Raw genomic sequence first — 17,419 nt, 5'->3', positions numbered from 1 at the left:
CGCTCCCTCGTCGGCGCCATCCTGTCACGCAGGGGGTGTCCGCCCGCGTCACCCGCGCGCGGTCGGCAGGACGACGTGCTGGGGCAGCTGCCACCACAGGACCACGTCGCTGACCTGGACGTCCGCGGGCAGGACCACGACCGGGGAGACGGTCCACGTGGCCGGGCGCTCCGGGGTCGAGTCCGGCGTGAGCACGTCGTCGAGGTCGCCGAGCGACGGGGCCGGGCCGGGTGCGTCGGCCGGCACGCACGGGGAGACCGCCTGGGTGGCCCCCCACGCGTCAGCCACGTAGTCGTACCGCGTGCCGTCGGCGTCCCGGACCGCGAGCGAGCAGCCGCGCAGCACGACGTCGGGGTCGGCACTCAGCGTCATCTCGACCTGGACCGCGCGGGCGCCCGCGGGGACCACGAGGCCATCGGGCAGCGCGCCGGCGTCGACGACGGCGTCGAGCCGGACCTCGACGTCGACCGGGCGGGTGCCGCCGAGCCCGTCGCGCACGTCCTGGTGGAACGTCACGGCCTGGCCCTGGCCGGCCGTGGTCGGGCTGTGCAGGCCCTGCTCCCACCACAGGGAGCGCACGCGGTCGGCCGACGCGGCGGCCATGAGCGCCAGCGCGAGCGGCAGGGCGACCAGCGCCCACCGGTTGCGCCGCCACCACGAGCGCGCGCTCGTGGTGGCGGGGGACGGGACGGTGGTGGTCACGGATGCTCCGGCGGTGCGTCGGACGCGGCGGGGGCGCGCACGGGCGTATCACCGGCCGACCACGCGTCGGCGTCGGCCTGCGTGAGGCCGAGATCCACCTCGGCGACGTCGTCGTGGCGCTGGTCCTCGACGTCGAGGCCGACGCGTAGGCGCGCGCCCGCCACGGCCTCGGGCGGGACCTCGACGTGCAGCGTCGCGTACCGCGGCACGCCGGGCTGCGCCGCGCCGGGCAGGAACGCGGAGCGGCCCCCGGTGAACACCGTGTACGTCCGGCCGTCGCCGCCGAGCAGCTCGGCGAACGCGAGCGCGCGGGGCTGTCCCTTCGCCTCGACCGTCACGGGGACGACCAGCCAGACGCCCGGCGTCGCGAGCAGCGAACCGACCTCGGGTGCCAGGACGGTCGACCCCGTCGGCTCCTCGACGGTCAGCCGCGCGTAGCGCAGGTCGAGCGTGTCGCCCACGGCACCCTCGCGCACGAAGGGCGCGGCGACGCGCTCGTCGACCGGGAACGCCGACGTGACGACGTGACCGACCACGAGCGCGGCGAGGACCGCCGCGCTCGCGCCGAGCGTGCGGCCCGCGGGCGGGCGCACGCGGGCCCGGAGTCGACGGGGGGCCTCGGCGGCGCTCATGCGGCGTCCTCGTCCGTCACGGCCTCGCGTGCCGGCAGGTTGCCGCGCAGCACGGTCGTGGGGTCGCGCCAGCCCGCTGTCGGGTCCAGCGAGCCGGTGCCCCAGACGTGGCGCTGCAGCCGCACGGCGACGGACGAGGGCGGCGGCGTGCGGCCGTCCTGCTCGAAGAGGAAGGCGACCTCGTACGCGAGGCCGGGCTGCACGGGGCTCAGCTCCGAGCCGTCGACGAGCACCGCGACCGCGGACGCGGGCACGCCCAGGTCGCCCGGGGCCCCGACGAGGCCTGGTACGTCGTCGAGCGTGAGGGCCTCGCGCAGCACCGTGCCGAGCACACCGGCGTCCGACGTGTTGCGCACGGTCGTCACGACGCCGAGCCAGCGGTTGCCGGGCTCGCTCAGCGTCTGGCCGGGCAGCTCGGTGGTCCACACGACGCGCTGCACGGTGAGCTCGAACGGCGCGACCTCGACGGGCTCGTCGACCGCGAGCACCTCGAGGCCGTCGTCGGTCTGCTCCTCGAGGCCGCCGAACGCCGCCGTCGCCGCCAGCAGGACGACGGCGCCCACGACGCCGAGGCGCCGCAGCGGCTGGTCGAGCACGCGGCGGGCGACGCGGCTGCCGCTCGACCGTGCGCGGGCGCGCAGGCCGGGCGGGGCGGCGGGACCGGACACGCGCCTGAGTGTAGGGCCGTGGAGCGGGTGGCGGACGTGCCGGCCGACGAGCGGGCGGGTGCCGGTCGCCGCGGGCGTCGTGTGGGTGCGCCGCGTCATGATGGACCCGTGAGCGACCCGACCCCGCAGACCGCCGAGCGCGACGTGCCCGCCGAGGCCCGGCACCGCTGGACCGAGCTGGCCGAGCAGATCCGGGCCGACCAGTTCGCGTACTACGTGCGCGACGCGCCGTCGTCGTCGGACGCTGCCTACGACGAGCGGCTGCGGGCCCTCGAGGCGCTCGAGGCGGAGCACCCGGGGCTGCGGACGCCGGACTCCCCGACGCAGCGCGTCGGGGGCACGTTCTCGACCGAGTTCACGGCGGTCGACCACGTGCAGCGCATGCTGTCGCTCGACAACGCGTTCTCGCGCGAGGACCTGCTCGCGTGGTCGCAGCGCGTGCACCGCGACCTCGAGTCGGACGCGCCGCTCGCGTACCTCACGGAGCTGAAGATCGACGGGCTCGCGATCGCGCTGCTGTACGAGCGTGGCCGGCTCGTGCGGGCGGCCACGCGCGGCGACGGGCGCACGGGCGAGGACGTCACGCTCAACGTCCGCACGATCACCACGATCCCCGACGTGCTCGCAGGCGACCCCGCGACGCACCCCGAGCTCATCGAGATCCGCGGCGAGGTGTTCCTGCCGGTCGAGGCGTTCCGCACGCTCAACGAGGCGCAGGTCGCGGCGGGGCGACCGCCGTTCGCGAACCCGCGCAACGCGGCGGCCGGGTCGTTGCGGCAGAAGGACCCGCGCGTCACCGCGTCGCGCCCGCTGCGCATGTACGCGCACGGCATCGGCGCCCTGACCTGGGGCGAGGGCCGCGGGCAGGGCATCGAGCGGCAGTCGCAGGTGTACGAGCTGCTGGCCGGGTGGGGCGTGCCGACGTCGTCGCACACGCGTGTGCTCGACGGGCTCGACGAGGTGTGGGCGCGCATCGACCACTACGGCGTGCACCGGCACGACGTCGAGCACGAGATCGACGGCATCGTGGTCAAGGTCGACGACATCGCGCTGCAGCGCCGGCTGGGCGCGACGAGCCGCGCGCCGAGGTGGGCGATCGCGTACAAGTACCCGCCCGAGGAGGTGTTCACGCGCCTGCTGGCGATCGAGGTGGGCATCGGCCGCACGGGGCGGGCGACGCCGTTCGGCGTCATGGAGCCCGTGACGGTCGCGGGCAGCACCGTGCGTCAGGCGACGCTGCACAACCAGGACGTCGTCCGGCTCAAGGACGTGCGGCCGGGCGAGACGGTCGTGCTGCGCAAGGCGGGCGACGTCATCCCCGAGATCGTGGGACGTGCGCCGCAGCCCGACGAGGGCGAGCGGCCGCCCGAGTGGCGCATGCCCGCCGACTGCCCCGAGTGCGGCACGCCGCTGCGGCCCATGCGCGAGGGCGACGTCGACCTGCGCTGCCCGAACGCGCAGGGCTGCCCCGCGCAGGTGCGCGGGCGGCTCGAGCACATCGGCTCGCGCGGCGCGTTCGACATCGAGGTGCTCGGCGAGGTCACCGCCGCCGCGCTCACCCAGCCGGAGGTCCCGAGCACGCCGCCCGTGCCGACCGAGGCGTACCTCTTCGACCTCGTGCGCTACGGCGACGACCCGACGCCCGAGCTGGTGGCACAGGTGCGCGACGCGAGCCTCGCGACGCTCGCGCAGGTCGAGGTCGTCGTGCGCGACGCCGAGACCGGGCTGCCCAAGGAGGACGAGGACGGCACCGTCCGGCGCCGCACGCCGTTCCGCCGCACGCTCAAGCACACCAAGGCGCAGCGCGCCGCCGCCGAGGCCGAGGGGCGGGTGCTGCGCGAGTGGGAGCCGTCGGAGGCGGCGCGCACGCTGCTCGACCAGCTCGAGCTGGCCAAGTCCAAGGAGCTGTGGCGCGCGATCGTCGCGCTGAGCATCCGCAACGTCGGGCCGACGGCGGCGCGTGCGCTCGCGCAGGAGTTCGGGTCGATGCGCGCGCTGCGCGAGGTCGTCGACGCCACGCGGTGGCCCGACGAGCCCGAGGCGCCAGCCACGGCGGGCGCCGGCTCGGGGACCGCGGCGGGGGAGCAGGACCCGCTCGACCTGGCCGGTGCCGAGGACGGTCGCGCCGGCGACGCCGCCGGTGTCGACGACGCCGCCGAGGCCACCGCGCCGGACCCGCACGCCGCGCAGCGCGCCGCCGCGGTCGCGCGGCTCTCGGGCGTCGAGGGTGTCGGGCCGACGATCGCGCAGTCCCTGCTCGACTGGTTCGGCGAGCCGTGGCACCGCGAGGTCGTCGACCGGTGGGCCGCGGCCGGCGTCGTCATGGAGGACGTCGCGGACGCCTCGACGCCCCGCACGCTCGAGGGTGTCACGGTCGTCGTCACCGGCAGCCTCGAGCGGTTCAGCCGCGACGGCGCCAAGGAGGCGATCCTCGCGCGCGGCGGCAAGGCGTCGGGCTCCGTCTCGAAGAAGACCGACTTCGTCGTCGTCGGCGAGAACGCCGGCTCGAAGGAGACGAAGGCGCGCGAGCTCGGTCTGCGGATCCTCGACGAGGCGGGGTTCGAGGCGCTCCTGGCCGGCGGCCCGGACGCGGTCGGGTCGCCGACCGCCGCCGACGGTGACGCCGACGCGGGGGAGACCGGTCCGGACGGCGCGGCCGTGTCCGACGACGCGTCGTGAGCGGTGCGGGACCCGTCGTCGTGCGCGCCGCGCGCGACGACGAGCTCGAGGCCGTCGGCGCGCTCACGGCGGCCGCGTACGTGGCCGACGGGCTGGTCGAGGTGGACCACTGGTACGCCGACGAGCTGCGGGACGCGCGGGCCCGGGCGGCGCAGGCGACCCTGCTCGTCGCGGTCGTGGAGCCGACGGGCGACGTGCTCGGCACGGTGACGCTGGCGTGGCCGGGCACGCGTTACGCCGAGGTCGCGCGGCCCGACGAGGTCGAGCTGCGGATGCTCGCCGTCGATCCCGCCCGGCGTGGCGCGGGCGTCGCCGAGCAGCTCGTGCGCGGCGCGCTGCGCACCGCGCTCGCCCGGGGCTTCCGTGACGTCGTGCTGTCGACGCTCGACCCCATGACCGCCGCGCAGCGGCTCTACGCGCGCCTCGGTCTCGTCGCACGACTCGAGCGGGACTGGAGCGACGAGGTCACGATGCGCGTCCACACGTGGCACGCGGCCCCCGCGCCGGGCGTCGACGTCGAGGTCGCGACGTGGCCGCCGCTGCGCACGGCGGACGTCGACGGCTGGCGCGTCGGGCTGTCGCGTGGCGTCACGCGGCGCGCGAGCTCGACGGTCGCGGACCGGGACGTCACGGACCTGCCCGCCGCGGTCGACCGCGTCGAGGCGCTCTACCGCGCCGACGGCGCCCCCGCGACGTTCCGCGTCGGCGACCCCGGCCACCCCGCGGGGCTCGCCGCCGAGCTCGACCGGCGCGGGTACGCCGTCGCGTCGCTCACCGACGTGCTCGTGCGCGACGTCGCCCCGCGACCCGACCGGGCGACCGTGCCCGGCCCGGGCGCGGCCCGTGCCGGCGCCCGGACCGACGACGTCCCCGCTCGGCGCGTGCGCGTCGCGGACGCGCCCGACGACGCGTGGCTCGACGTGTGGCTGCGCGGCAAGGGCGGTGCGCGCGACGTGTCCCGCGCGATCGTCTCCGCGGCCCCCGCGCTCTACCTCACGGCGGCCGACGACGCGGGTCGCGACGTCGCGGTGATCCGGGCCGCGCTCGCGGGCGACTGGGTCGGGCTGTCGTGCCTGCAGGTCGCGGGCACGGCCCGCCGGCAGGGCTGGGGCCGGACGCTCACGACGGCCGCGCTCGACGCCGCCGTCGAGCGCGGAGCACGACGGGCCTTCCTGCAGGTCGAGGCGCACAACGTCGGCGCGCTGCGGCTCTACGAGGCGCTCGGCTTCCGGCTCGCGCACGGGTACGCGTACCGCGAGCTCGCCGCGCGCGGCGCCGCCGACGCGTCCTGAGCGACCGGCCGTCACGACCGGGGTCCGCCCGCCGGGCGGCGCCCCGCCGTCCCCGTCGGCGGAGGGTGTGCCGCCGGAAGGCGCTCGGTGACCCGGCGTCGTGCCCGGCGCACCGCCCGGTGCCGACCGGGCGGGCCGATCGCGCCGCACGCGTCGATACTGGGCGCATGATCTCGACGGACAACGCCGTGGCCCTCGAGGCCGCGGGCCTGCAGTGGCACCCGCGCGCCGGGGACCGCTTCGTGGTGCGTGGCGCCGACATGGGCGGGGAGGTCTTCACGATCTCGGAGATGGTCGTCGAGGCCCACGAGTACCCGACCGGCACCGTGCTCGGTTTCAACGGCACGACCGAGTGGGCGCTGGACTCGGTGCGCCAGGAGGACGCCCTGTGGCTCCCGCGCGAGGACCAGCTGCGCGAGCTGCTGGGCGGCACGTTCCGGAGCCTCGCGCGCTCGACCGACGGCCGCTACCAGGTGCTCGTCGAGATCGGCGGCCAGCCCGAGCGGGTGTTCACGTCCGAGGAGCCCGCCGACGCCTACGCCGAGGCGCTGCTCGCGCTCGTGACGGCCGCGACCTCGCGCGTCGGCTGAGACCCCGCGGTCGTCCGCCCTCGACCTGACGCGCGACGGCCGGGCCGGACACGAGGTCCGACCCGGCCGCCGGTCGAGCGGTGCGACGTCAGTCGTCGGCACCTGCCGCGCGCCGCGCGCGCACCAGCACGCCGCCGCCCGTCAGGAGCGCCGCCGCCAGGACCGACCACAGCGCGATGGCCGAGCCCGTCGTGGCCAGGCGCCCCGAGGACGCGCCGGTGGTGCCGGAGCCCGTGGTGCCGCCCGTGCCGCCCGGCGTCGGGTCGGCACCCGGCGTCGCGGTGGCGCCGGGCGTCGGGGTGGCCCCCGGCGTCGGCTGCGACGTCGGCCCGGGCGTCGGCCCGGGCGTCGGCTCGACCGCCGCCGCGACGACCCGCAGGTCCGCCGTGGCGAGGGTCTCGTCGGCACCGACGGCCGCGATCCGGTAGTCACCGGCGGCGACCGACGCGGGCACGGTGACCGTGGTCTGCGCGACCCCGTCGGCCGCGACCTCGACCGTGCCGAGCGCGACCGGGTCGGCCGCGGCACGGGCCGCACCCGACGTCGCCGCGACGAGCTGCAGCTCGACCGTGGCCCGCGCCGGGAACCCGGTCGCCGTCACCGTGACGTCGCCGCCCGCCGTGACCTCGGCCGCGCCGAGCGTCAGGGCCGGCGTGCCGCGCTCGGCGAGCCGTGCGACACCCCAGCGCGACGTGTTCTGGTAGCCCTGTCCGGTCGGGTCGGCCCACGCCTTGACGCCGGTGCGGGCGTTGCCGGTCGCGTCGTTGACCTGGAAGTCCAGGCCGTGCAGCGTGCCGGGGCCACCCGCGTCGAGCAGGCTGATCTCGGCCTCGACGACGTAGCCCGTGGCGGTCTGCCGGGTGGCCGACGCCACGACGCGGCCCCCACCGCTCGAGACCGCGTTGTCGGCCGCGATGCGGATCTGGACGTCCTCGCCGGCCCGGTACGCGCCGTTCTTGGCGTTGCCCGGGTCGACGAAGATCTCGAGCGAGTCCTTCTCCCACGCGTTGTTCGGCGTCAGGCTGACCTGCGGGTCCGTGACCTCGGCCAGCACGAAGAGTGACGAGCCGTCGCCCGACCACACCGTGCGCACGTCGGCGTAGGCCGCCGCCGCGGTGCCCTGCGTGACCTTGTCGGTGCGGACCACGGGGGCCGCGGCCCACAGGTCGTCGACCTCGGCGTCGACCGCCGGGGGAGCGTCGACCTGGAGCACGTCGACGTGCGACAGCGGCTCGCGCAGCGTGAGCTCGCCGAGGATCCCCGGGGCGTTCCACCCCGCGGTCGTGGCACCGTCCGTCACGGCCACGTCGAACGGCACGGTGCCGCCCTCGGTCGCACCGGTCAGCGGGAGCTGCACGACGGCGGTCCAGCCGCCGTCGCGCTCGGAGACCACGACGGGCAGGTCGCCCTCGCCCGCGCGGGTGATGCCGTACCGCTGCGCGCCGACGCGGAACGTGACCCCGTCGGTGGCGTCGACCGTCGCGTCGTCGACGTCCACGTACGCCGTCAGGGCGTCGGGTGCCCAGCGCAGCGTGAAGCGGGCGTGGTCGCCCACGGCGGACGGGGCCACGAGCGACCACTGCGGGTCGGTCGTGACGCGCGGGGCGTCGAGGTCGACGTCGCCGCCGAACACCGTCATCGCCTTCGGCTCGGCCGGCACGTCGCCGCCCAGGGCGCCGACGAGCGACCACTTCGGGTTGAGGTAGTCGTCGAACATCAGCGGTGCGCCGTCGTAGTACAGCCACGACCCGGCGTCGTTGAGGCCCCACACCGTCACCGAGAACAGGCGGTCGGGGTGGGTGCGGTCGTACGCGTTGAAGATGTCGAACGCGGTCTTGTAGTACTGGCCCTGCCGGATGGCCAGGCGCTCCGTCTGCGGGTACCCGGTGGTCACGTCGAACTCGGTGACCGCGAGCTGCAGCCCGGTGGCGGTGAACTTCTCGAGACCCGTGCGCAGGTTCGCGGTGGGGGTGTTGAGGTTGACGTGGTACTGGTGCCCGACGCCGTCGATCGGCACGTCGCGCGCGATGAGCCGCTGCACGAGGTCGTAGTAGCGGTTGAGCTTGGACCCGGCGGCGTCCCCGCCCTCGGTGCCGTAGTCGTTGATGAAGAGCTTGACGGGGCGGTCGCTGCCGGGCTGGGCGTAGACGTCGTTGAACGCCTCGTCTGCGTCACGGAACGCCTGGTCGACGAACTCCTCGCCGAGCGTGTTGAACCACGTGCTGGTGCGCATGCCGTTCGACGCGGTCGCCGCGTTGTCGGCGATGACCTCGTTGACGACGTCGAACGCCGCGAGCGGGTTGCCGGGCGAGCCGAACGCGCCGTAGCGGTCGGACAGGTACTTCGCGACGTCGAAGATGTGCGTGCGCATGCGCTCGCTCGCCCCCGCCGCGTCGAGGGGCGCACCGTTCTCGTCCTGGAAGAACCAGCCGGGGTTCTGCCCGTGCCACACGAGCACGTGCCCGTAGACGCGGCCGTCGTTGCGCTTGGCCCAGTCCATGAGCGCGTCCGCGCCCTCGTTGGACGTCATCTCCGCGCCCGGGGTGCCGGCGAACTTGCCGTCGGCGCCGTACCAGGACTCCGGCTTCATGGCGTTCTCGGGCGTGACCTGGTCGAACTGCGTGCTCAGCACCTGCTCGGCCTCGGTGCCGACGAGGGTCGAGCGGCGCTCGACGGCGACACCCACGGGGTAGCCCAGGGTGTTCTTGAGCGTGCCGGTGGCGGGGACGGGCTCGCCGACCCGCTCGCCCGAGACCATGGCGTCGTCGAGGTAGAACGTGCCCGTGGTGTTGTCGACCGTGACCGTGAGCGGGGTCGCCCCGGCGGTGTGCGTGTAGGTGACGGCGACGCGCTTCCAGACCCCGGGCTCGAGGACGAGGTCCGTGCCCGCGGCGGCGGGCAGCGCGGTGCCGCCGACGGCGACGCGCGCGGTGAGCGGCGTGCCCGCGGTCACGGGGGCCGAGCCCTCGGCGACGTGCACCCACACCGAGATCGTGTAGGTCTGCCCGGCCGTGAGCAGGGTCGCCGGGATCGGCATCTGGGCGCCGTCGCCGACGTGGTCGCGCGCGGCGACCTGGAGGCTGCGCGCGTGGCTGACGCGCGTGCGGACGTCGGTCGTCGAGAACGAGGTGGCCGCCGGGGTGCCCGACGGGCCGGCGACGTCGAGCGCCGACCAGGCGGGTGCCCGGCTGCCGACGCTGCTCTCGAAGTTGTTGAACATCACGGTGTACGGGACGGTGCCGGTGTCGGCGGCGGCCCCGGGTGGCGCCACGAGACCGGTGAGGACGAGGGCCGTGGCGGCCGCCGCACCTCCGATCGCGTGCCGGTGCCGTCGCCGCTGGGCGGGTGCGTGCATGTCGCTCCTTCGCGTGCATGCCGACGAGGCGGCTCTGCCTCGTCGGGGAGTGCCGCACCCCACGCCGCGGGTGGACGCGACGGTGCGTCCGGAAGGCGTGGGGAACGGTATCGACAACGTTATCGAAGCGCGCTGACCAGCGACAATGACTCTTTCGGGGCATACGCGCGACCGGTTTGCGGCGGTCTGCCCCGTCACAGGCGACATGACACGTCTGCGCGTCCGTGCGGGCCACCTGCCCGCGCCGCAGCCCGCCCCCGCGGCCCGGCCACGGCGCGGGGCCTGCGGCCGGCGGTCCCACCACGACTAGACTCCGGGACCATGTCCACCCTCTCCCGCGACGAGGTCGCGCGTGTCGCCGCGCTCGCCCGGATCGACCTGACACCGGCCGAGACCGACCGGCTGGCGGGCGAGCTCGACGTCATCGTCGAGTCCGTCGCGCGCGTCGCCGAGGTCGCCACCCCGGACGTGCCCGCGACGAGCCACCCGCTGCCGCTGTCCAACGTGTTCCGCACCGACGAGCCGGTCGCGCCCCTCGACCGCGACGAGGTCCTCGCGCAGGCGCCCGCCGCGCAGGACGGCAAGTTCCTCGTCCCGCAGATCCTCGGGGAGGAGTGACGTGACCGACCTGACCCGCCTGACCGCCGCCGAGCTGGCCGACCGCCTGACCGCGCGCGAGGTGACGAGCGTCGAGGCGACGCAGGCCCACCTCGACCGGATCGCCGCCGTCGAGCCCGCCGTCCACGCCTACCTGCACGTCGCGGCCGACGAGGCCCTGGCGACCGCCGCCGACGTCGACGCGCGCCGCGTCGCGGGCGACGACCTGCACGCGCTCGCGGGCGTCCCGATCGCCGTCAAGGACGTCGTCGTGACCCGCGGCCTGCCGACCACGGCCGGCTCGCGCATCCTCGAGGGCTGGGTCCCGCCCTACGACGCGACGCTCGTCGAGCGCATCAAGGCCGCCGGCCTGCCGGTCCTCGGCAAGACCAACATGGACGAGTTCGCCATGGGGTCGTCGACCGAGCACTCGGCGTACGGCAACACGCACAACCCGTGGGACCTCGAGCGGATCCCCGGCGGCTCGGGCGGCGGGTCCGCCGCGGCCGTCGCCGCGTACGAGGCGCCGCTCGCGATCGGCACCGACACGGGCGGTTCGATCCGGCAGCCCGCGGCCGTCACGGGCACGGTCGGCGTCAAGCCGACGTACGGCAGCGTGTCGCGGTACGGCCTGATCGCGCTGGCCAGCAGCCTCGACCAGGCGGGGCCGTGCACGCGCACCGTGCTGGACGCGGCGCTGCTGCACGAGCTGATCGGCGGGCACGACCCGCGCGACTCGACGTCGCTGCCCGACCCGGCGACGGGCTACGTCGCGGCGGCGCGCGAGGGCGCGTCGGGCGACCTGCGCGGCGTCAAGGTCGGCGTCGTCCGCGAGCTGCAGGGCGAGGGCTACCAGCCCGGCGTGCTCGCGCGGTTCGAGGAGTCCCTCGACGCGCTGCGCTCGGCGGGCGCCGAGGTCGTCGAGGTCTCCTGCCCGCACTTCACGTACGCGCTCGCCGCGTACTACCTGATCCTGCCCGCCGAGGCGTCGAGCAACCTCGCGAAGTTCGACGGCATGCGGTTCGGCCTGCGCGTCGAGCCGTCCGAGGGCCCGGTGACCGCCGAGCGCGTCATGGCCGCGACCCGCGGCCAGGGCTTCGGCGACGAGGTCAAGCGCCGCATCATCCTCGGCACGTACGCGCTGAGCGCGGGCTACTACGACGCCTACTACGGCTCGGCGCAGAAGGTCCGCACGCTCATCCAGCGCGACTTCGCCGCCGCGTTCGAGCAGGCCGACGTGCTCGTCTCGCCCACCGCGCCGACCACGGCGTTCAAGCTGGGCGAGAAGCTCGACGACCCGCTCGCGATGTACCTCAACGACGTCGCGACGATCCCCGCGAACCTCGCGGGCGTGCCGGGCATGTCGCTGCCGAACGGCCTGTCGGACGACGGGCTGCCGGTCGGGTTCCAGATCCTGGCGCCCGCCCGCGAGGACGCCCGCCTGTACCGCGTGGGCGCCGCGCTCGAGCAGCTGCTCGAGACGAGCTGGGAGGGCCCGCTGCTGGGCCGCGCCCCCGAGCTGGCCGGAGGGGCAGCCTGATGACGACGACGAGCGTCGACCTGGTCGACTACGACGACGCGGTGGCCCGGTTCGACCCGGTCATCGGCATCGAGGTGCACGTCGAGCTCGGCACCCGGACCAAGATGTTCGACGGCGCCGAGCAGTCGTTCGGCGAGGAGCCGAACACGCAGATCACGCCCGTGAGCCTCGGCCTGCCGGGCGCGCTGCCCGCGGTCAACGGCACCGCGGTGGAGTACGCGATCCGCATCGGCCTGGCGCTGAACTGCGAGATCGCGCAGTCCTGCCGGTTCGCGCGAAAGAACTACTTCTACCCGGACGTGCCGAAGAACTTCCAGACGTCGCAGTACGACGAGCCGATCGCGCACGACGGCTACGTCGACGTCGAGCTCGAGGACGGCACGACGTTCCGCGTCGAGATCGAGCGCGCGCACATGGAGGAGGACGCCGGCAAGAACACGCACGTCGGCGGCGCCACCGGACGCATCCACGGCGCCGAGTACTCGCTGGTCGACTACAACCGCGCGGGCGTGCCCCTCGTGGAGATCGTCACGCGGCCCATCACGGGTGCGGGCGAGCGGGCCCCCGAGGTCGCGCGCGCCTACGTGCAGACGCTGCGCGACCTGTTCCGGGCCCTCGGCGTGTCCGAGGCCCGCATGGAGCGCGGCAACGTGCGCGCCGACGTCAACGTGTCGCTGCGCGCGACCCCCGCGTCGCCGCTCGGGACCCGCACCGAGACCAAGAACGTCAACTCGTTCCGGTCCGTCGAGCGCGCGGTCCGCTACGAGATCGGCCGCCAGGCGGCCGTGCTCGACGCGGGCGGTGCCATCGTCCAGGAGACGCGGCACTGGCACGAGGACACCGGCATCACGACGGCCGGGCGCGTGAAGTCCGACGCCGAGGACTACCGCTACTTCCCCGAGCCGGACCTCGTGCCGGTCGTGCCGGACCGTGCGTGGGTCGAGGAGATCCGCGCCGCGCTGCCCGAGCTGCCGCAGGCGCGCCGCCGCCGGCTGCAGGGTGAGTGGGGCTACGCCGACGCCGAGATGCGCGACGTCGTCAACGCGGGCGCGGTCGAGCTCATCGAGGCCACGGTCGTGGCGGGCGCGAGCCCGGCCGCGGCGCGCAAGTGGTGGATGGGCGAGCTCGCCCGTACGGCCAAGCAGCAGGAGGTCGAGCTCGCGGACCTGCCGATCACGCCCGCGCAGATCGGCGCGCTGCAGCAGCTCGTCGACGCCGGCCGCATCAACGACAAGCTCGCGCGCCAGGTGCTCGAGGGTGTGCTGGCCGGTGAGGGCGACCCCGAGCAGGTCGTCGTCGCGCGCGGCCTCGAGGTCGTCTCGGACGACGGCCCGCTGCTCGAGGCGATCGACGCGGCGCTCGCGGCGCAGCCCGACATCGCCGAGAAGATCCGCTCGGGCAACCTCGGGCCGGTCGGTGCGATCATCGGTGCGGTCATGAAGGCGACCCGCGGGCAGGCCGACGCCGGCCGCGTCCGCGAGCTCGTGCTGGAGCGCGTGCAGGCCTGAGCGTCACACCCTCGGCGTGCGTCGGACGCAACACCTCGGTCACACGGGGTCCGTACGATCCGACGCACGCCGCGGGGCACGTGCGCAGCGCCCGGTCGCACCGACCGGGCGGCGACGGAAGGGTTGTCATGCAGAAGCCGACGCTCCAGGGCGAGATGATCGTGCTGCGCCCGGTGCGCGCCGACGACGCCGACGCGATGTGGGACATGCTCGACGACGCCGAGGGCAACCGGCTCACGGGCACGACCCGTGCGTTCACGCGCGCCGAGGTCGACGCGTGGTGCGCGAGCCGCGAGGCCGCGCAGGGGCGGTTCGACTTCGCGGTCACCGTCGACGGCGACGACGAGTTCCGGGGCGAGATCGTGCTCTCGGACGTCGACGAGGACGTGCGCTGCGCGAGCCTGCGGCTGTCGATGCGCCCGGTCTACCGCGGACGCGGCTACGGCACGGAGGCCATCGAGCTCGTGCTGGAGTTCGCGTTCGAGGGGCTCGGACTGCACCGCGTCGAGCTCGAGGCGCTCAGCATCAACACGCGCGCGGTGTCGCTGTACGAGAACATCGGCTTCCGCGTCGAGGGCCGCCGCCGCGACGCGTTCCGCGACGGCGACGGCTTCTGCGACGCCGTGGTGATGTCGATGCTCGAGGACGAGTACCGCGCGGGGCGCATCGGTGGCTGACCGGGTGCTCACGGCGACCGTGCCGGACGACGACCTGCTGGCGCGCCTCGCCGACGTCGCCGCCGCGCACGCGGACGGGCTTCGGCTGGTCCGCTGGGACCTGGCCGGCCCGCTCGACCCCGCGACGGCCGCCGCCGTGGACCTCGTCGTGATCCCGCACTACTTCGTGCGGCCCGGCGGGTTCGACGTGCTGCGCGACCTGCCGCGGCTGCGGTACGTGCAGCTGCCGAGCGCGGGGTACGAGCACGCGCTGCCGCACCTGCCGCCGGGCGTCGTGCTGTGCAACGGCCGCGGCGTGCACGACGCGGGCACGGCCGAGCTGGCCGTGGGCCTCACGCTGGCGGTGCAGCGCGACCTGCCGCGCGCGGTGCGGGCGATGGCGGACGGGCGGTGGGACAACCCGTTCGGGCCGTCGCTCGCGGACCGGCGTGTGGTCGTCGTCGGGCAGGGGTCGGTGGGGCGGGCGATCGTCGCCCGGTTCCGGCCCTTCGAGGTCGACCTCGTGCGCGTCGCCTCGACCGCGCGTGACGACGCCGACGGGCACGTGCACGGCGTGGACGAGCTGCCCGACCTGTTGCCCGACGCGGACGTCGTCGTGCTCGCGATCCCGTTGTCCCGCACGTCGTACCACCTGCTCGACGCCGCGGCTCTCGCGCGGCTGAAGGACGGCGCGGTGGTGGTCAACGTGGCGCGCGGCAAGGTCGTCGACACCGACGCGCTGCTGGCCGAGCTCACGGCAGGCCGGCTGCGCGCCGCGCTCGACGTCACCGACCCCGAGCCGCTGCCGCCCGACCACCCGCTGTGGCACGCGCCGAACCTGCTCGTGACCGCGCACCAGGGCGGCAACACCGACGCGACGTTCCCGCGGGTCGCCGCGCTCGTGCGCCGTCAGCTCGAGGCGCTGCTCGCGGGGGAGCCGGCGGTGAACGAGGTCGCGCGCACCTGAGGCGCGCCGGACGTGCGCCGGGACGCGGCGACCGCCGACGACCTGCGCGGGACCCGGCTCAGCCGGGTCGCCGCGCGTGGTCGCGCAGCGCGACCTCCCGCTCGTGCTTGTGGTCGACCATGCGCTCGGGGTAGCCGTCCGGCGGGCCGCCGGGCAGCGTCCACGGCTCGTGCACGGCCGCGCCCGGCACGTCGCGCAGCTCGGGCACCCAGCGGCGCACGTAGTCGCCCGACGGGTCGAACTTCAGGCCCTGCGTCACCGGGTTGAACACGCGGAAGTACGGTGCCGCGTCGCGCCCGGTACCCGCCACCCACTGCCAGTTGAGCTGGTTCTGCGGCACGTCGCCGTCGACGAGCCACGCCATGAAGTGGTCGGCGCCGCGCTGCCACTCGACGTGCAGGTCCTTGACGAGGAACGACGCGACGACCATGCGCACGCGGTTGTGCACCCAGCCGAGCGCGCGCAGCTGGCGCATGCCGGCGTCGACCAGCGGGTAGCCGGTCCGGCCCTGCGCCCACGCCGCGAAGGCGTCGTCGGCCTCGGGGCCGGTGGCCCACGCGTCGGCGGGCACGACCTCGCGCAGCGAGCGCCGGGTCGCGGTGGGGGAGTGCCACAGCACGTCGGCGTGGAACTCGCGCCACGCGATCTCCGACCGGTACGTCGCGACCGACGTCGCGAGCGCTCCCCGCGCGCCGCGCCCGGCCTCGGCGAGGTCCGCGAGGACCGTGCGCGGGTGGATCTCGCCGTACTTGAGGTGCACCGACATCCACGACGTCACGTCGAGGTCGGGGCGGTCCCGGTCGACGTCGTACCCCGCGAGGTCGTCGCGCACGAACGCGCGCCACCGCTCGCGCGCCGCGCGCTCGCCGGCGCGGGGCAGGCGGACGTCCGTCGCCGGGGCGTCGGGCACGCCGTCCCCGCGCAGGGTCGCCCACGGGACGTCGCGCGGGCGCGGCGCGGGCTCGTGCCAGCCGTGGTCGAGCCAGGCGTTACGGAACGGGGTGAACACCTTGTACGGGCCGCCCTGCCCGGTGCTCAGCCGCCCCGGGGCGACGGCGTACGGGCAGCCGGTGCGCACCAGGCGCACGTCGGCACCGAGCGCGGCCTCGACCGCGTCGTCGCGCCGCCGCCCGTAGGGCTCGGTGGCCGCGCTGACGTGCACCGACGTCGCGCCGGTCTCGCGCGCGACGCGCGGCACGACCTCGTCCGCGCGGCCGTGCCGCACCACGAGCCGGCCCCCGGTCGCGTCGTCGAGCGCACGCAGCGACGCCGCGAGGTACGCGAGCCGCGGCGCACCGGCCGAGCGCCACAGCGCGGGATCGACGACGTACAGCGCGACGACCTCGTCGTCGGCCGCGCGCGCCTCCTCGACGGCCGCGACCAGCGCGGGGTGGTCGGACAGCCGCAGGTCGCGGCGGAACCAGCAGATCGTCGGCACGCCGCACGCTAACCCGCCGCGGCGCACCACGCCCGGCGAGGTGTCGCGCCCTCTGCCGCGCGACGTGCGGGCGACGTGCGGCGGTGGCGCCGGCCGGGTGCGCCCCGTTCAGGCGGCCACGGCGACCGGTGTCCTCGCGCGGTGCCGTGCCGTGAGGCGTGCGACGTCCCGGCGGCCGAGGCGCGCTGCGGTCGCGAGCCACCGCTCGCGCCGCTCGGGGGTCGAGAAGCGCACGGGGGCGAAGGTCGTGCGGCCCACGAGCCGGTGGCCGGTGAACGCCAGCGTCGCCGTGCCGAGCGAGGCGCCCGCGGCGTCCCGGTACGCGAGCAGGTTCCACGGCTTGGGCGAGTCCATGGTCATGAACGTCCGCGCGGTGCGTCCGCGCAGCAGCCGGCGCGGCGCGTGGCCCTTCGTGTACCGGAACGCGACACCGGCGAGCAGCACGCGGTCGAGGAACGCCTTGAGCACGGCCGGGTAGGTGCCCCACCACTGGGGGTGCGTCACGACCAGGTGGTCGGCCCAGCGCACGTGCTCGACGAGCGCCGCGACCTCCGGCTCGAGGTGGTCGGTCGTGCCGTCGTGCGCCGCGAGCGCGCGCCGCGACGGCGGGTCGTGGGGGAACGGAGTGGCGGCGAGGTCGAGGACGCGGACCTGCGCGCCGGCGGCGCGGGCGGCGTCGGCGTAGGACTGGGCGAGGGCGTGGTTGAACGAGTCGGGCAGCGGGTGGCCGACGACGACGAGGACGTGCACGGGTACCTCCGGTGGTGGGGTGGTGGGGAGCGCGCGGGTGCGCAG

14 protein-coding genes are annotated in these 17,419 nt (G+C 75.6%); 8 read left to right on the top strand and 6 right to left on the bottom strand.

Translation table 11 applies throughout. The annotated features are described in order from the left end of the window. Nucleotides 1-48 precede the first annotated feature (48 nt). From ATM99_RS09635 to ATM99_RS09625, 3 genes are read right to left on the bottom strand one after another with little or no spacing between them, the layout of a single operon-like run. Nucleotides 49-702 (bottom strand): hypothetical protein, encoded by a 654-nt coding sequence (locus tag ATM99_RS09635; RefSeq protein WP_062102716.1) that lies wholly within the window; start codon nucleotides 700-702, stop codon nucleotides 49-51. Beyond that, on the bottom strand, nucleotides 699-1,334 hold the full coding sequence (locus ATM99_RS09630; RefSeq protein WP_150118228.1) for a hypothetical protein: 636 nt from the start codon (nucleotides 1,332-1,334) through the stop codon (nucleotides 699-701). The genes ATM99_RS09635 and ATM99_RS09630 overlap by 4 nt, the downstream gene beginning before the upstream one ends. Next, nucleotides 1,331-2,002 carry a hypothetical protein gene (locus ATM99_RS09625; protein WP_150118227.1) on the bottom strand — a complete coding sequence of 224 codons (672 nt, stop codon included), beginning with the start codon at nucleotides 2,000-2,002 and terminating at the stop codon, nucleotides 1,331-1,333. The genes ATM99_RS09630 and ATM99_RS09625 overlap by 4 nt, the downstream gene beginning before the upstream one ends. A gap of 108 nt (nucleotides 2,003-2,110) precedes the next feature. Here ATM99_RS09625 and ligA point away from each other — a divergent pair, with 108 nt between their 5' ends. The 3 genes from ligA to ATM99_RS09610 all read left to right on the top strand — a co-directional run bounded on the left by ligA (nucleotide 2,111) and on the right by ATM99_RS09610 (nucleotide 6,563). Beyond that, a complete protein-coding gene (ligA, locus tag ATM99_RS09620) occupies nucleotides 2,111-4,681 on the top strand; it encodes an NAD-dependent DNA ligase LigA (RefSeq protein ID WP_062102713.1) in 2,571 nt (856 codons plus the stop codon). After that, entirely contained in the window at nucleotides 4,678-5,973 is a 1,296-nt protein-coding gene (locus tag ATM99_RS09615) for a GNAT family N-acetyltransferase (protein WP_062102712.1), read from the top strand. Before ligA ends, ATM99_RS09615 begins: the two co-directional genes overlap by 4 nt. Before the next feature lie 167 nt (nucleotides 5,974-6,140). After that, nucleotides 6,141-6,563 carry a hypothetical protein gene (locus ATM99_RS09610; protein ID WP_062102711.1) on the top strand — a complete coding sequence of 141 codons (423 nt, stop codon included), beginning with the start codon at nucleotides 6,141-6,143 and terminating at the stop codon, nucleotides 6,561-6,563. 88 nt (nucleotides 6,564-6,651) lie between these two features. Here ATM99_RS09610 and ATM99_RS09605 read toward each other — a convergent pair whose 3' ends face one another. Beyond that, the gene (locus ATM99_RS09605) at nucleotides 6,652-9,918 is read right to left on the bottom strand and encodes an endo-1,4-beta-xylanase (protein WP_062102710.1); all 3,267 of its coding nucleotides are present in this window, start codon (nucleotides 9,916-9,918) and stop codon (nucleotides 6,652-6,654) included. Nucleotides 9,919-10,239: 321 nt separating this feature from the next. Between ATM99_RS09605 and gatC the strand changes: the two genes are divergently transcribed. The 5 genes from gatC (at nucleotide 10,240) to ATM99_RS09580 (ending at nucleotide 15,186) form a co-directional block, all read left to right on the top strand. Then, complete coding sequence (gatC, locus tag ATM99_RS09600) at nucleotides 10,240-10,536, top strand: Asp-tRNA(Asn)/Glu-tRNA(Gln) amidotransferase subunit GatC (RefSeq protein ID WP_062102709.1); 297 nt, start codon at nucleotides 10,240-10,242, stop codon at nucleotides 10,534-10,536. Between the two features lies 1 nt (nucleotide 10,537). After that, nucleotides 10,538-12,055, top strand: a complete 1,518-nt coding sequence (gene gatA, locus ATM99_RS09595) for an Asp-tRNA(Asn)/Glu-tRNA(Gln) amidotransferase subunit GatA (RefSeq protein ID WP_062102708.1) — start codon at nucleotides 10,538-10,540, stop codon at nucleotides 12,053-12,055. Beyond that, entirely contained in the window at nucleotides 12,055-13,563 is a 1,509-nt protein-coding gene (gene gatB / locus ATM99_RS09590) for an Asp-tRNA(Asn)/Glu-tRNA(Gln) amidotransferase subunit GatB (RefSeq protein WP_062102707.1), read from the top strand. The genes gatA and gatB overlap by 1 nt, the downstream gene beginning before the upstream one ends. Nucleotides 13,564-13,691: 128 nt before the next feature. Continuing rightward, nucleotides 13,692-14,240: a GNAT family N-acetyltransferase gene (locus ATM99_RS09585; protein WP_062102706.1), complete on the top strand. Its 549-nt coding sequence runs from the start codon at nucleotides 13,692-13,694 to the stop codon at nucleotides 14,238-14,240. Further along, the gene (locus tag ATM99_RS09580; RefSeq protein ID WP_223304947.1) at nucleotides 14,233-15,186 is read left to right on the top strand and encodes a 2-hydroxyacid dehydrogenase; all 954 of its coding nucleotides are present in this window, start codon (nucleotides 14,233-14,235) and stop codon (nucleotides 15,184-15,186) included. The genes ATM99_RS09585 and ATM99_RS09580 overlap by 8 nt, the downstream gene beginning before the upstream one ends. Nucleotides 15,187-15,244: 58 nt before the next feature. Here ATM99_RS09580 and ATM99_RS09575 read toward each other — a convergent pair whose 3' ends face one another. Then, nucleotides 15,245-16,624, bottom strand: coding sequence for a deoxyribodipyrimidine photo-lyase (locus ATM99_RS09575; RefSeq protein ID WP_062102705.1), 1,380 nt, complete (start codon nucleotides 16,622-16,624; stop codon nucleotides 15,245-15,247). A gap of 108 nt (nucleotides 16,625-16,732) precedes the next feature. Further along, nucleotides 16,733-17,419 (bottom strand): NAD(P)H-dependent oxidoreductase (locus ATM99_RS09570; RefSeq protein WP_223304945.1); only part of this gene is annotated, 687 nt, incomplete at its 5' end.

This window comes from Cellulomonas sp. B6 (genome assembly GCF_001462455.1).
GTDB lineage: Bacteria > Actinomycetota > Actinomycetes > Actinomycetales > Cellulomonadaceae > Cellulomonas.
Note: the sequence above shows the minus strand (reverse complement) of the source record. Positions and strands in the feature narration are given on the sequence as shown.

Excerpts from the sequence above, each read along its gene's own strand:
- ATM99_RS09630 (WP_150118228.1), bottom strand. The coding sequence starts at position 1,334 with ATGAGCGCCGCCGAGGCCCCCCGTCGACTCCGGGCCCGCGTGCGCCCG.
- ATM99_RS09610 (WP_062102711.1), top strand. The coding sequence starts at position 6,141 with ATGATCTCGACGGACAACGCCGTGGCCCTCGAGGCCGCGGGCCTGCAG.
- ATM99_RS09605 (WP_062102710.1), bottom strand. The coding sequence starts at position 9,918 with ATGCACGCACCCGCCCAGCGGCGACGGCACCGGCACGCGATCGGAGGT.
- gatC (WP_062102709.1), top strand. The coding sequence starts at position 10,240 with ATGTCCACCCTCTCCCGCGACGAGGTCGCGCGTGTCGCCGCGCTCGCC.
- gatB (WP_062102707.1), top strand. The coding sequence starts at position 12,055 with ATGACGACGACGAGCGTCGACCTGGTCGACTACGACGACGCGGTGGCC.
- ATM99_RS09585 (WP_062102706.1), top strand. The coding sequence starts at position 13,692 with ATGCAGAAGCCGACGCTCCAGGGCGAGATGATCGTGCTGCGCCCGGTG.